15 protein-coding genes are annotated in these 12869 nt (G+C 71.0%); 4 read left to right on the plus strand and 11 right to left on the minus strand.

All coding sequences use genetic code 11. From position 1 onward, the window contains the following. Genes G545_RS14830 through G545_RS13000 form a run of 3 tightly spaced genes read right to left on the minus strand, consistent with a single transcriptional unit; the run spans position 1 to position 3115 of the window. Positions 1-471 (minus strand): hypothetical protein, encoded by a 471-nt coding sequence (locus G545_RS14830; protein WP_052106511.1) that lies wholly within the window; start codon positions 469-471, stop codon positions 1-3. Between the two features lie 16 nt (positions 472-487). After that, positions 488-2749 carry a P1 family peptidase gene (locus tag G545_RS15135; RefSeq protein ID WP_081677645.1) on the minus strand — a complete coding sequence of 754 codons (2262 nt, stop codon included), beginning with the start codon at positions 2747-2749 and terminating at the stop codon, positions 488-490. Between the two features lie 36 nt (positions 2750-2785). Next, positions 2786-3115, minus strand: a complete 330-nt coding sequence (locus G545_RS13000) for a YkgJ family cysteine cluster protein (protein WP_052106510.1) — start codon at positions 3113-3115, stop codon at positions 2786-2788. A 195-nt stretch (positions 3116-3310) separates the two neighbouring features. Between G545_RS13000 and G545_RS13005 the strand changes: the two genes are divergently transcribed. Next, positions 3311-4096, plus strand: coding sequence for a DUF72 domain-containing protein (locus G545_RS13005; RefSeq protein WP_052106509.1), 786 nt, complete (start codon positions 3311-3313; stop codon positions 4094-4096). Positions 4097-4103: 7 nt separating this feature from the next. Here the strand turns inward: G545_RS13005 and G545_RS0100610 are convergent, their stop codons facing one another. From G545_RS0100610 to G545_RS0100630, 5 genes are all read right to left on the minus strand, one after another. Next, positions 4104-5045 (minus strand): aldo/keto reductase, encoded by a 942-nt coding sequence (locus tag G545_RS0100610; RefSeq protein WP_027068701.1) that lies wholly within the window; start codon positions 5043-5045, stop codon positions 4104-4106. A 123-nt stretch (positions 5046-5168) separates the two neighbouring features. Beyond that, positions 5169-5501 (minus strand): DUF6122 family protein, encoded by a 333-nt coding sequence (locus tag G545_RS0100615; protein ID WP_027068702.1) that lies wholly within the window; start codon positions 5499-5501, stop codon positions 5169-5171. A 100-nt stretch (positions 5502-5601) separates the two neighbouring features. Further along, on the minus strand, positions 5602-5955 hold the full coding sequence (locus G545_RS0100620) for a hypothetical protein (RefSeq protein ID WP_154656469.1): 354 nt from the start codon (positions 5953-5955) through the stop codon (positions 5602-5604). A gap of 44 nt (positions 5956-5999) precedes the next feature. Beyond that, positions 6000-6776: a DUF4329 domain-containing protein gene (locus tag G545_RS14835; RefSeq protein ID WP_052106508.1), complete on the minus strand. Its 777-nt coding sequence runs from the start codon at positions 6774-6776 to the stop codon at positions 6000-6002. A 102-nt stretch (positions 6777-6878) separates the two neighbouring features. After that, complete coding sequence (locus tag G545_RS0100630; protein ID WP_052106507.1) at positions 6879-7142, minus strand: PAAR domain-containing protein; 264 nt, start codon at positions 7140-7142, stop codon at positions 6879-6881. 87 nt (positions 7143-7229) lie between these two features. Between G545_RS0100630 and G545_RS13015 the strand changes: the two genes are divergently transcribed. Then, positions 7230-8159, plus strand: a complete 930-nt coding sequence (locus tag G545_RS13015; RefSeq protein WP_036135878.1) for a pseudouridine synthase — start codon at positions 7230-7232, stop codon at positions 8157-8159. Here G545_RS13015 and G545_RS0100640 read toward each other — a convergent pair. Together G545_RS0100640 and G545_RS15520 are read right to left on the minus strand one after the other, a co-directional pair. After that, positions 8110-9702 carry a M28 family metallopeptidase gene (locus G545_RS0100640; protein WP_052106506.1) on the minus strand — a complete coding sequence of 531 codons (1593 nt, stop codon included), beginning with the start codon at positions 9700-9702 and terminating at the stop codon, positions 8110-8112. The genes G545_RS13015 and G545_RS0100640 overlap by 50 nt on opposite strands. 143 nt (positions 9703-9845) lie before the next feature. Further along, positions 9846-10397, minus strand: coding sequence for a hypothetical protein (locus G545_RS15520; RefSeq protein ID WP_154656470.1), 552 nt, complete (start codon positions 10395-10397; stop codon positions 9846-9848). Between the two features lie 130 nt (positions 10398-10527). Here G545_RS15520 and G545_RS0100650 point away from each other — a divergent pair, with 130 nt between their 5' ends. Together G545_RS0100650 and yedA are read left to right on the plus strand one after the other, a co-directional pair. Continuing rightward, a complete protein-coding gene (locus G545_RS0100650; protein WP_027068707.1) occupies positions 10528-11055 on the plus strand; it encodes a hemerythrin domain-containing protein in 528 nt (175 codons plus the stop codon). A 58-nt stretch (positions 11056-11113) separates the two neighbouring features. After that, positions 11114-12043: a drug/metabolite exporter YedA gene (yedA, locus tag G545_RS13020; RefSeq protein ID WP_036135876.1), complete on the plus strand. Its 930-nt coding sequence runs from the start codon at positions 11114-11116 to the stop codon at positions 12041-12043. 60 nt (positions 12044-12103) lie between these two features. Here the strand turns inward: yedA and azu are convergent, their stop codons facing one another. Next, positions 12104-12781: an azurin gene (gene azu, locus G545_RS16010; RefSeq protein WP_027068708.1), complete on the minus strand. Its 678-nt coding sequence runs from the start codon at positions 12779-12781 to the stop codon at positions 12104-12106. Positions 12782-12869: the final 88 nt, after the last annotated feature.

Here is a 12869-nt window from a genome sequence, read left to right on the forward strand (position 1 = left end):
TCAGCCGCAGCGCACGCGGACCAGTCCGCTGCCGGTATCGGTCAGGGTCTGCCCGTCGTCCGAGAGCCGGAACCCGTAGCGGTCCTCCCAGGTCTCGCCCTCGCCGGACAGCTGGAGGGTGGCGTCGATCTGGCCGTCCCCGGCGTCGACCTCGAGCACCTCGCCGGTGCTCTCGTAGAACTCCACGGTCGAGGCGCGGATGACCAGGTGGGTGAGGTCGCCCCCGTCCGCGCAGGCCTCGGCGTCGGCCGCCCAGGTGCCGTGGTAGCGCACCGGGATGGTGATGCTGGCGGGCGTCGCCGCCGCGGGCTCGGGTCCGGTGTCCGGTTCGGGCAGCGGCGGGGGTGGCGGCGCCGGAACCGGCTCGGGAACCGGCGCCGTGGCGCGTGGTGCGCTGTCATCGGCCGGGCTGCAGGCGCTGGCCAGCGCGACGGCGAGCAGGGCGGGAAGGATCGGGGCGTGGAATCGCATGGGGGCCTCCGGGTCGTCAGTCGAGCAGGCCGAGGACCTGCTCGATCGGCAGTGCCTGGACCGTGTTGCCGGCGCGGCCGGTCATGGTCTCGGCATGGAAGAGCGCGTTGAGGATGGCTTCCTCGGTGGCCTCGATGGTCGCACCGAACAGGGGGGACATGGCGTCGTTGCGCAGTACCGCCGCCTGCCGCAGCGGATTGCCGGACTCGTGCGGGATGCGCACGGACGGATCGGAGGAGAAGGCGATCACGTAGTCGCCGCTGCCGTTGGACGCGATGCCGCCGGTGCGGGCCAGGCCCAGCATCGCGCGCCTGGCCACGCGCTCCAGGTTGCGCGCGTCCAGCGGCGCGTCGGTGGCGACGACGATCATGCACGAGCCGTCGGCGGGATCGTTGAGCACGTCGCTGAGGTAGTGCTGGCCGAGCGCCTCGCCGACCGGCACGCCGTCGACGGTAAGCACCCCGCCGAAGTTGGCCTGCACCAGGACCCCGACGGTGTAGCCACCCAGGGAGGCCGGCAGCACCCGCGAGGAGGTGCCGATCCCGCCCTTGAACCCGAAGGCCACCGTGCCGGTGCCCGCGCCCACGTTGCCCTGCGCGACCGGCCCGCCGCGCGCCGATTCGATCGCCTCCAGCACGTCCGCCCGGGTGACGTGCCGCCCACGGATGTCGTTGAGGTGGCCGTCGTTGGTCTCGCCCACGACGGCGTTGACCGAGTGCACGCCGGCGTTGTCCTCGAACGAGAACGCGTGGTCTACCAGCGCATCCACGGCCGCCGCCACGCTGAGGGTGTTGGTCAGCACGATGGGCGTCTCGAGCGTGCCGAGCTCCTCGACCTGCGTGCTGCCGGCCAGCTTGCCGAAGCCGTTGCCCACGTGCACCGCGGCCGGGACCTTGTCCTGGAACACGTTGCCGGTGTGCGGAAGGATCGCGGTGACGCCGGTGCGCACGTCCGCGCCGCGGACAAGAGTGGTGTGGCCGACCGCCACGCCCGGGACGTCGGTGATGGCGTTGAGCGGCCCGGGCGGCAGCACGCCCGGGGTGATGCCGTATTCGCGCACGCTCTTGCGCGCTGGCGCCGGGGTACTGCCCGATGCCAAGGCTTCCTCCACCGCGCTGAAGGCCGAGCGCCCGCCGGTCCGCTCACCCGGCATGCCCGTGGCGTACCAGACCACGCCGGTGCCGCCTTCCCGGTCCACCCACAGGCCCGACTGCAGCCCGTAGGCCGATCCCGAGTGGCCGACCCGCTCGATGCCATCGCCGAACGGATCGTCCCGGCAGCCTTCCACCGGCGTGGCCAGCGTGTGCGTGGCCAGGCCGTAGCGGCAGAAGAACCCGTCGCCGTCGCCGGTCTCCTCCTCCGCGCTCATGCCGCCGCCGGGTGCGTACTGCCAAACCGGAGCGGTGAGCTCGTCGACCGACGCGGGGCTGAGCAGGCGCACGCCGTCGACTTCGCCATCGCCCAGTAGCAGCCTGCCGATCCGGGCCAGTCCCCGGGCGGAGATCCGCAGGCCGCCCTGCGGGGAGAACAGCGCGCCGTTCTCCCCGGCGCGCCACTGCGAGAGGTCGCAGCTGCCGTCCGCCGCGCGCACCGTGGGGCATTCCGGCCGCGCTCCCTGCAGGTTGTCGTTGATCGGTTCGCCTTCCGCGTCGTAGAGCACCACGGCGCGTGCGATGGCTTCGTCGGAACAGCCGGCCCAGCCGAAGCAGGCCTCCAGTGCGAGCGGCCGCAGCACCAGCCTCTCCATCAGGCGGTCGAAGCGCTCGCCGGTCGCCCGCTCCATCACCTGCGCCACCAGCGGGAAGTTCAGGTTCGCGTAGCGGAAGTAGGTCCCTGGCGGGTGCGCCTCGTCCCAGGCCCGCGGGTCGTTGACGATCGCGCGCAGCTCGTCGCCGAGCGGGGTCTGCCAGTAGCCCGCGGCGTCGGTGAGGCTGGAGCGGTGCGACAGCAGCAGGCGCAGGGTGATGGGGGTATCCGGGAAGGCCGGGTTGCGCAGCGTCCAGCCCAGCGCGTCGCTGACATCCGCGTCCAGGTCCAGCATGCCGGCCTCCACCAGCCGCATGACCCCGATCGCCGTGACCAGCTTGGAGATGGACGCCACCCGGACGGGGTCATCCACGGTCACCGCGCGGCCCGCGGCCTTGTCGGCGAGGCCTTCGGCATGCGTGGCGGTGATGCCGTCGCGGTCGAAGGCCACGCGGACGGTCGCGACGGGTTCGGAGGCCTGCGCCAGCGGCGTGGCAATGAACAGCAGGGCGAGAAGGAGGAGTCGGTTCATGCCCGGATGGTAGCGGCATTGCGGCCAGGCTCCTCTTCAGAGCATTTCCAGCGGGATCCCCCTGGCGTTCCGGCACGAGTAGTCCTCGCGGATCGCGATGCAGTACGGCCCGCCCATGCGGAAGCGGCGGCACACGTCGGGCCGCGAGCTGTAGATCGAGCAGCCGCCGCCGGCGGGATCCACCGCTACGCACCAGCCGAACTCGTCGCGGGCCATCACCTGCTGGCCTGCCGCGCTGTAATCGGTGAGGTGCTCGGCGACATCGTCGCCCTCCTGCAGGACCACGGTCATGCGGCAGCAGACGGCGTCGCAGGCGGCGCAGTGGGGCTCGGGCGTGCTGGTGTCGTTGGTGTCGATGCCGGCCATGCTAGACCTGTTCGGTAGTGGCGGGAGGACGCCGTCATGACACGGCGGGCCTAGACTCGGTCGCATGAGGACCGTGCTGGGCATCTGAACCGCCATGGGAACCCGCCGCATCCGAACCTCCGGTTGCCTCGTCAGCATCCTCGCCTCGATCGTGCTGACGGTCGTCCTCAACCTGCTGCTGCGCAGTTGCATCTCGTGAGCAGGCATCGGGCGCCGCTTGCGTGCATCGGCTGCGCGGGCTGGTCGATCCCCACCCGCCATGCCGCGCTGTTTGGCGAGGGCGGGAGCCACCTGGCGCGCTTTGCCACGCGCTTCCCGGTCGCCGAGATCAACTCGACGTTCTACCGACCGCACCTGCCGCGAACCTTCGAGCGTTGGGCGGCCACGGTGCCGGCGGGCTTCCGGTTCTCGGTGAAGCTGCCGCGCGCCATCACCCACGAGGCGCGGCTGGGGGGCGTGGGCGACGAGCTGTCCAGGTTCCTGGACTCGGTGGCGGGCCTGGGACCGAAGCTGGGCGGGCTGCTGGTGCAGTTGCCGCCTAGCCTGGCGTACGACGCCCGGGTGGCGGGCACCTTCTTCGCGATGCTGCGGCGGCGCACGCCGCTTCCGGTGGCTTGCGAGCCGCGGCAGGCGAGCTGGTTCGAGCCAAAGGCGGAGGCGGTGCTGGAACGCTTCGAAGTGGCGCGGATCGCCGCCGACCCCGCGCGCGTACCGGAGGCGGCATGGCCGGGTGGCTCCGCTGCGCACTGGCGGTACTGGCGCTGGCACGGCTCACCGCGGACCTACTACAGCCAGTACGACGAAGCGGCACTTCAGGCGCTGGCGGACGCGATCGAAGCGGCCGGGTCCGGTGCCCCGGCCTGGTGCATCTTCGACAACACGGCCGGCGGCCATGCGGTTGCCGATGCCGCCCGGTTGCAGGAGATCCTGGGCGACCGGGCGGCGGCAAGGCCCCGCCCGAGGTCGGCGGGAAAGACCTGAGCCGGACTCAGGCGCTGGCGGACTCCAGCTTGTCCATCGCCGCTTCATCCAGCCGCAGCCCGGCTGCCCTGGTGAGGTCGTCGAGCTGCTCCAGCGAAGTGGCGCTGGCAATCGGTGCGGTTACGCCCGGGCGCGCCATCAGCCAGGCCAGCGCGACCTGCGCCGGCGTCGCGGACAGCTCCCGCGCCACCTCGCGCACCGCCGAAAGCACCCGCATTCCGCGCTCGTCGAAATAGCCCTCCAGCATGCCGGCGCGGGCGGCGCCCTGCAGGTCCTCGACCGATCCGTACTTGCCGGTGAGGAAGCCGCTGGCCAGGGAGAAATAGCTCACCACGCCCAGTTCGTGCTCGCGTGCGACGCCGGCCAGCTCGTTCTCGAAGTCCGCGCGGTCGTACAGGTTGTAGCGCGGCTGCATGACTTCGTAGCGCGGAAGGCCCTGCGCTTCCGAGATCCCGAGGGCCTCGCGCAGCCGCGCGGCGCTGTAGTTGGAGGCGCCGATCGCCCGAACCTTGCCGGCTTGGACCAGCTTCGCGAACGCGCCCAGCGTCTCCTCCAGCGGCACCGTGCCGTCGTCGATGTGTGCGAAGTACACGTCCAGGTAATCGGTGCCCAGGCGACGCAGCGAGTCGTTGGCGGCGGCTTCGATGTTCGCCGCCGACAGCCCCTTGCGCGGCTCCCACATGCCCACCTTGGTCATCAGCACCACGTCGTCGCGCCGGCCGCGGCGCGCAAGCCACTTGCCGATCACGGTCTCCGACTCGCCGCCCGACAGGCCGGGCCCCCACGCGGAGTAGGAATCGGCGGTGTCGATCGCGTTGAAGCCGGCGGCGGTGAAGCGGTCGAGCAACTCGAAGGAGCGCGCCTCGTCGGCGGTCCAGCCGAACACGTTGCCGCCGAAGACCAGCGGTGCGATGTCGAGGCCGGAGCGGCCAAGGGGACGTTTCTGCATTGGGGGATTCCTCCTGGATCAGGCGACGGACTTGACGATACCGCCTTCGACCCGTTGGCCGGGCGGCGCGCGGCTGGCTTCCAGGTTCGTGACGGGTCGGGTCTTGGACGCGACGCGCGCGCCTCACGCGTCGCCGTGCATCAGCCAGCAGTCGATCGCGTCCAGCGCGATGTGGACCAGCAGTCCGATGCCCAGCCAGCGGGTGCGGCGCGGCAGCAGGAGCAGCACGTAGGCCAGCACGGCCGGCCAGGTGTGCAGGGGATGGAAGCCGATGCTGCAGCGGCCCGGTGCATAGATCGGGTCAGCCAGCAGGTGGTCCACGTCGATCAGCCAGCCGGCCAGCATCCACAGGGCGGCGCGGCGCCATTGGTCCGGCCAGAAGGCGCGGGCGATGGCGAGCGGGACTGCGGCGTGGAGGAGGAGGTGGGTTGTGGCGCGGAGGTCGAGGTCGGGCATTTTGGGGGGCGCGGGGGTGGCCCCCATCCGCCCTTCGGGCACCTTCCCCCGCAGGCGGGGGAAGGGAAAAGCTTGGGGAAGGAAGAGGAGAGGGAGGGGGTTAGCGGGCGAGGGAAGTCTTCTCGACCTCGTAGTCCTCGGTGCGGACCCAGACGTTGACCTCGGGGCCGGCGGGGGTGCTGCCGCCGAGGGTGGGGGGCTGGCCTTCCGGCAGGCGGGGCTCGAACACCACCTGGACGAGGCCGTCCTCGGCCGGGTTCACGTGGACGATGTAGTCGTCGAGCTTCGAGCCGGGGGCCTTGCCGGCGAAGGCGGGCAGGGCGGCGGCGAGGGCGCGGACGGCGGTGCCGTCCAGTTCGAGCGCGGGCTTTTCCATGGGCTGGATGCCGGTGGCGAAGGCGGCGTTGGCGAAGGTGGTCATGATCAGCAATCCCGTGGGCAGTAGGTTCTTCAAGGCGGCGGTCCGTTCAGCAGGAGGGACCGGCAGGGCCGGGTTGGTCAGACCGGAATCATGATACCGGGCGGCGGCAGGACCCCGGGACGCTCCTGGGTGTCGCGCCCGCGGGTGCCTTCCTGGATCACCGTGTCCTGGCGGGTCGCCGAATCGTACTTGCGGAAGTCCCCGCTCGGCGTGGAGACGTAGATCACCGGGCCCCAGTACCCGCCATCGGCGACGCGCTTGTCCTGCGAGGAGAAGTGGTCGCTGTTGAACTCGTCACCCTGCTTGTCGGTGCGGGTGCCGTCCGCCTTCGAGTAGTCGGCGTGGCCGTGGTAGCAGGCCTCCAGGGTCATGCCCTCGGGCTGCGGCACCTGGCTGGGATCGAAGCCGGCGAGGGTGCCCGGCATCGGCGTGGTGACGAAGAACTCGCCGGCGTCGTTGCTGAAGACCAGCCCGCCGTTCTCCAGGTTGGCCTGGATGGACAGCGGGTTGGAGTAGTTCATCATCGCGATGGCCGCGGCGTCATTGGACTCGAACGGCCCGAGCGCGGTGCCCGGCGGCACCAGCGGCGCCACCTCGGAGACGTTGACCGGCACGGTCCGGTTGTCGGCGATGGCCTGCGCGCCCTGCTGGGCCAGTGCCTCGTCCGTGAGGGTCCCACGCGACTCCAGCCCGGCGACCAGGTCATAGGCGACGGCGCGCTGTTCGGCAGTGGCGTTGGGCGCCGTGAAGCGGTCGACCAGCGCCTCGTAGCGCGGGTTGTCGCGGAGCGGCTGGAGGGCCTCGATGCCGCGGGCGGCGTCGACGGCGGCGGTGGAGATTGCGGATACGGTCATGGCCGGGGGTCCATACGATGGCGTGTGGACTGTTTTCCCGGTTTTGCGGGGCGCTGGCAATCTGGGGCAAACCCGGTGCTGGGGTCGCCCCGAGGGGGGCTGCTAGCCGTGTACGCGTATCTGCTCCACGCCCAGCACCGAGCATCCGCACGACAGCTTGCTGCCGTGCAGGGCGACGGGTTGGCCGTCCACGATGCAGGTCGGATCGCCGTCGACGATCGGGAAGCTGCCCTGGTGCGTCGGGCAGCTGGCGCTGTCGGTGATGCGCGCGACGGGCTTGCCGTCGATGGCGGTGAAGGGCGAGCCGGTGATCACCTTGCCGCCGCTGCTGGTGGGGTCTCCCACCACGATCCACATCCGTGTCATGTCGAGCCCTGGTCCTTGGGACGGGCAGAGTCTAGCCGACCGCGGGGAGGTACCTGCGCGAGGGGCACGACCCGCTAAGCTGCCCGCGTGAACGAACCACGCCCGACCCGCGACGGTGTGGCCGCCAGCCGGCTGCAGCTGCCGCCGGGTGACTGGCCCACGGTGCTTGATGCGCTGTGCGAGCGCTTTCCGCGGGTGGACCGCGCCACGTGGCGGGAGCGCTTCGCACGCGGACGGGTGCTGGACGCCGGGGGAAAGCCGCTCGACGCCGACGCGCCGTACCGCGCGGGAGCGGAGATCCAGTACTTTCGAGAGGTTGCGGACGAGCCGCGGATCCCGTTCGAGGAGCGGGTGCTCCACGTCGACCGGCACCTCGTCGTCGCCGACAAGCCGCACTTCCTGCCGGTCGCGCCGACCGGTGCCTTCGTGCGCGAGACGCTGCTGGGGCGGCTGGTGCGCAGGCTCGGCAATCCCGACCTGGTGCCGCTGCACCGCATCGACCGGCTGACGGCGGGCCTGGTGCTGTTCTCGGCCAGCCGCGAGAGCCGCGGGGCGTACCAGGCGCTGTTCCGCGAGCGTCGCATCGGAAAGGAATACCTGGCGTTGGCCCCGCCGCTGCCGGCGCTGGAATTTCCGCGCGTCTACCGCAGCAGGCTGGAGCGCGGCGAGCCTTTCTTCCGCATGCGCGAGGCGGCGGGCGAGCCCAACAGCGAAACCCGGATCGAGGTCGTCGCGCGCGGACCCGGGCCGTGGTGCTACCGGCTCGAACCGGTCACCGGGCGCAAGCACCAGCTGCGGGTGCACATGGCCACGCTGGGGGCGCCCATCGAGGGCGACCCCCTGTATCCCGACCTGCGCGACCCGGGCCCGGACGACCATGCCCGTCCGCTGCAGCTGCTTGCCCGCGCGCTGGAGTTCGACGATCCGCTGGACGGGCGCCGCCGCCGCTTCTGCAGCGGGCGGACCCTCAGTCCTGTTCCAGCAGGCGCTTGCGGGGCATCTTCTCCTCGCGCGTAGCGGCGTGCCAGGCGAACGAGGCGACGATCGCCGCGGCCTGCTTCAGGTCCTCGGGCTCGATGTGGTCCCAGGTGTCCAGGTGGGTGTGGTGGACGTTGGTGAAGTAGTCCAGCCGGTCCTGGATGAACTGGAAGCCGGGAAGGCCGACGCGGTCGAAGGCGATGTGGTCGGTGCTGCCGGTGTTGCGGGTGGCCACGGTGGTCGCGCCCACGTCATGGAACGGCTTGAGCCAGGCCTCGAAGACCGGCATCGCCGCCAGGTTCTCCTGGGCGTAGATGCCCCGGAAGCGGCCGGAGCCGTTGTCCATGTTGAAGTAGACCGAGAAGCGGTCGTAGTCCGGCTTCTTCTGCAGCGGCCCGGTCGGCTCGCGCAGCGAGGCGGGCAGTGCCTTCTGCGCCGGGTCGGTCGGCTCGGGGTAGGCGGCGAAGTGGCGCGCCACGTAGTCCTGCGAGCCGATGAGTCCCTGCTCCTCGCCGCTCCACAGCGCGACGCGGATCGTGCGGTCGGGCTGGGCGCCAACGGCCTTGAGGATGCGCATGGCCTCCATCATCACCGCCACGCCAGCGGCGTTGTCGGCCGCGCCGGTCCCGGTGTGCCAGGAGTCCATGTGCGCGCCGAGCATGACGATCTCGTTGGCCTTGCGGCCGCGGCCCGGGATCTCGGCGATGGTGTTGTAGCCGGGCTGGTTCTCCTCGTGCAGGAAGCGCGCGTCCACGTTGACGCGCAGGCGCACGGTGTCCTCGCGCTCCAGGGCACGCACCAGCGGATTGAAGTGCTCGGCGATCATCGCCAGCTCGGGGATGCCGACCGGCTCGCCGGCCTTGCGCGAGCCGCCGCCGGCGACGCGGATGATCCCATTGTCCCAGCTGCTGATGCTGATCGAGGCCAGTGCGCCTTCCTCGGCGAAGAAGGTGTTGACGGCACGCGCGAGCTCCTGCCGTTCGCTGTAGTCCTTGACCCGCTTGGCCCGGTCCGCGGCGGCGGAGCCGGGGATCGTGAACTGCTGCAGGCCCTCCAGCGAGGTGGCGTCGTGGCGGTGCGAGTCCGGCTCCTCGCCGCGCTTGTACTCGCGCGCCTCGCCCAGCAGCAGGATCTTGCCGCCGAGCTTGCCGCGGTACTTCTCGATGTCCTCGAGCTTCTTGATCTCCACGTGCACCAGCTCGCCCTCGACCGGGCCGCTGGTGCCGGGTGTCCAGGCCTTCGGGAGCGCATGCAGGGGCTGCACGCGCTCGCTGAGCATTTCCACGCTGGCGGTGCTGAACTCCCAGCCGCGGCCGAAGTCCTCGAAAGCATCGTCGTGGACGTTGGCCAGGCCCCACTCGTTGAACTTGCCGCGGGTCCAGGCGTTCGCCTCCGCCATCTGCGGGGAGTTGGTCAGGCGCGCGCCGATGTTCTCCGTCAGGTGGCTGAAGGTGTCCATCACCTGCGAGCGGTGGAACGCCTCCTGCCGGATCTTGCTGACCATGTCCAGGTCCACCGGCTCCTGGGCCATCACCACGCCACTGGAAGCCAGGCACAACACCAAAGCACAACGCTTGAACATCACCGTCCCCGTCGCGCCGGGAGGGCGCGGTCGTATCAGGACGAATGTAGCGGGCGGGGGGCGGGGGAGCGCCGGCCGTTGGTAATGCGGGCGGGTTTGCCGGATGCGGCGCGAAGGCCGCTCCGGCGTGCCGGCGCGAGGCGTCAGCCGTGCTGCGCGGTGATCGCGACCGCCTCGTGCCACAGCGGCGCGAGCCGGTCCATGTGCCGGCGCAGGACCTCGGCCGAGCGGGGGCTGAGGTCCTCGAAGGGGTCGCCCGTGTACCTGCGCCGCTGCTCGTCGTCGAGGCGCTCCAGGTCCATGGACACGAACTGGCGCCCCAGCTTTCCCTGCGAGTTGAGGATGTGGAACACCGGGCCAACGGTGCGGGCGACGGCGTTGTAGTCCGCGGCCGGGATGCCGGCGGCCTCCAGCACCTCGGGGCCTTCGTCGCCATGCTCGGAGACCATGACGCCGTAGTGCGCGCCCCGTCCGGGACGGCGCACGATTTCGGCCTCCTTGCGCAGGCCGCGCGCCCAGGCCTCCAGGAGCTCGTCGGTGAGTTCGATCGCCTCGTAGCGGCTGGCAGTGCCGGCGGATGGCCCCGCGGGCGCCACAGCCGCACCGGCCGGCGCGGCGGCCGCGTCCTGCCCGGGCTCGTCCCCGCAGGCGGTGAGCGCGGCGAGCAGGAGGGCGGGGATCAGCATTGCTCTCATCGGTGGTCTCTCCTTCGGACGCTCCAGTACACGCAGGAAACGGGCGGGAACTGCCAACGCGGCGCCACGGGCCGCTCACGCGGGGCGGGCGATAGTGCCGTCTCCCCCTTTGCACCAGAGGCTTTATCCCATGGCCCGCGACATTCTCAAGACCCTGAAGGAAGAACACGACGCCCTGCGCAAGCTGTTCGAGGAGATCAACGGCACGACGGACCGGGCGCGCAAGACCCGCACCGACCTGCTGGAGCGCATCGAGGCCAACCTGATGCCGCACGCGAAGTGGGAAGAGCAGGTCTTCTATCCCGAGTTCAAGAAGCGTGCCGACCGCGACGGGCTGAAGACCCACGCCGAGGCGGTGACGGAGCACCACGCGGTGGAGCACACGGTGATCCCCGAGGTGAAGGCCGCCGACGTGGAGACGCCGGAGTTCGCCGGCCGGGTGAAGGTCTTCGGGGAGATGATCGAGCACCACGCCAAGGAAGAGGAAAAGACCATGTTCAAGATGGCGCGCGAGCTGTTCACCGCCGAGGAGCGCGCCGAGCTCGACGAGCAGTACGAGGCCTGGAAGGCGTCGGACGAGGGCATGAAGGCGGTCGCGGCGGCGCGGGCGGAGATGCAGCGGGGGATGGGGCGGGAGCAGGTGGCTACGCGGCACTGAGGGGAGACGGCGGGGAGCGCGGGGCGGATAATGCGACACCGTCCCGCAGCCTCCCCTGATGCAGCCCTCACCCTCACTGGCGCCCGCCGCGCCGCAGCTCGATCCACGGGTGCTGATCCCGCTGTGCATGCTCGTGTTGTACCTGGTGTGGGGGTCGACCTACCTCGGGATCGCGTTCGCGCTTGAGAGCTATCCGCCGTTCCTGCTGGCGGGGTTGCGGTTCTCGGCGGCCGGGGTGCTGATGTATGGCTTCCTGTGCTGGCGGGGGATCGCGCCGCCGACGCGGCTGCAGTGGCGCAATGCCGCGATTACCGGATTGCTGCTGCTGGGCATGGGCAACGGGCTGGTGTGCTTCGCCGAGGAGCGGGTGAGTTCCGGGATCGCGGCGGTCGCGGTCTCAAGCATGCCGCTGTTCGCGGCGGCGTTCGGCGGGCTCTACGGAAACTGGCCGTCGGGACGCGAAGCGATCGGCCTGATGGTCGGCTTTGCCGGGGTGGTCGTGCTCAACCTCGGCAGCGGCCTGTCCGGGGAACGGATCGGCGCGATCGCGCTGCTCGTCGCCGCGGCGGCCTGGGCGTTCGGTTCGGTATGGAGCCGGCGCCAGGAAATGCCCGCGGGGCCGATGAACACCGCCGCGCAGATGCTTTGCGCCTCGGTGGCACTGCTGCTGGTGGGCCTGGCCAGCGGCGAGCGGCTGCCGGCCGAACCCACGCTCAAGGCGACCCTGTCGCTGGCCTACCTGGCCCTGTTCGGCTCCATCCTTGCCTTCAGCGCCTATCTGTACGTGCTCAAGCATGCGCGGCCCGCGGTGGCCACGAGCTACGCGTACGTGAACCCGCCGGTGGCGGTGCTGTTCGGGGTGCTGCTCGCGGGCGAGTCCGTGGGACCCTTCGACATCACCGGCATGGTGGTGATCCTGTCGGGCGTGGCGGTGATCACGCTGGGCGGGCGGATCGGCCGGCGCAAGCTCAACCCGCGCGCGCCCTGACGGGGTTCCGCCAGGGCGCGCCGGAAGCGGACGCGCCCGGAGGCGCGCCAGGGGCGGGAATCACCCGACCGAGATGGTGCCCTTCATGAGCGCAGAGTGGCCCGGGAAGCTGCAGAAGAACATGTAATTGCCCCCGTCCTGCATGGCGCTGGTGGAGAAGGTGACCGAGGTGCTCTCGCCGCCGCCGATGATGTCGGTAAAGGCGAGGACCCGGTCGTCGTCCTGCGGAACGTACTCGTTGTCCGCGCCAGCGGACAGGCCGTCGGCGGCGACCGCCTGCATGTCGGACTCGGAGGTGATCACCACGTTGTGGCCCATCGCGGCCTCCGGCAGCTGGCCGGTGTGCTCAAGGTTGATGGTGAACTCGTTGCACGAAGCGGGGATCGTGATCGAGTTGACGTTGAACTGCATCGCGTCGTTGCCCTCGATCGTGGTCTCGCAGCCCGTGACCTCGGCCGCATCGCCGGCGGTCGTGGTGGCGGCTCCGGAGGCCGCGCCAGTGGCGCCCGCGTCCGTGGTGCCGGCGGGAGTCGTGCCCGGCGTGGTGGTGCCCGCCGTGGCCGCGTCCGTACCGGTGTCCATGCCACCCGCGGCGGTGCCCGGCGCCGTGCCCGGCGTGGTCGCGGGCGCCGTGGCCGGGGTCGCGGTGGTGTCCTGCGGGGGTGGCGCGTCGTTTCCGCCACAGGCGGCGAGGGCCAGCGCGCAGGACGCGGTAAGCAGGGTGATCTTGATGTTCATGGCTACTCCGTTTGGACATCCGGGGCACATGATTCGTCCCCCGACCCGTGCGCAGCGTGAAGACGGCAGGCCGCCGGCGGGGCGGGTG

Origin of the sequence: Lysobacter defluvii IMMIB APB-9 = DSM 18482, assembly GCF_000423325.1 — a bacterium.
Classification (GTDB): Bacteria; Pseudomonadota; Gammaproteobacteria; order Xanthomonadales; family Xanthomonadaceae; genus Novilysobacter; species Novilysobacter defluvii.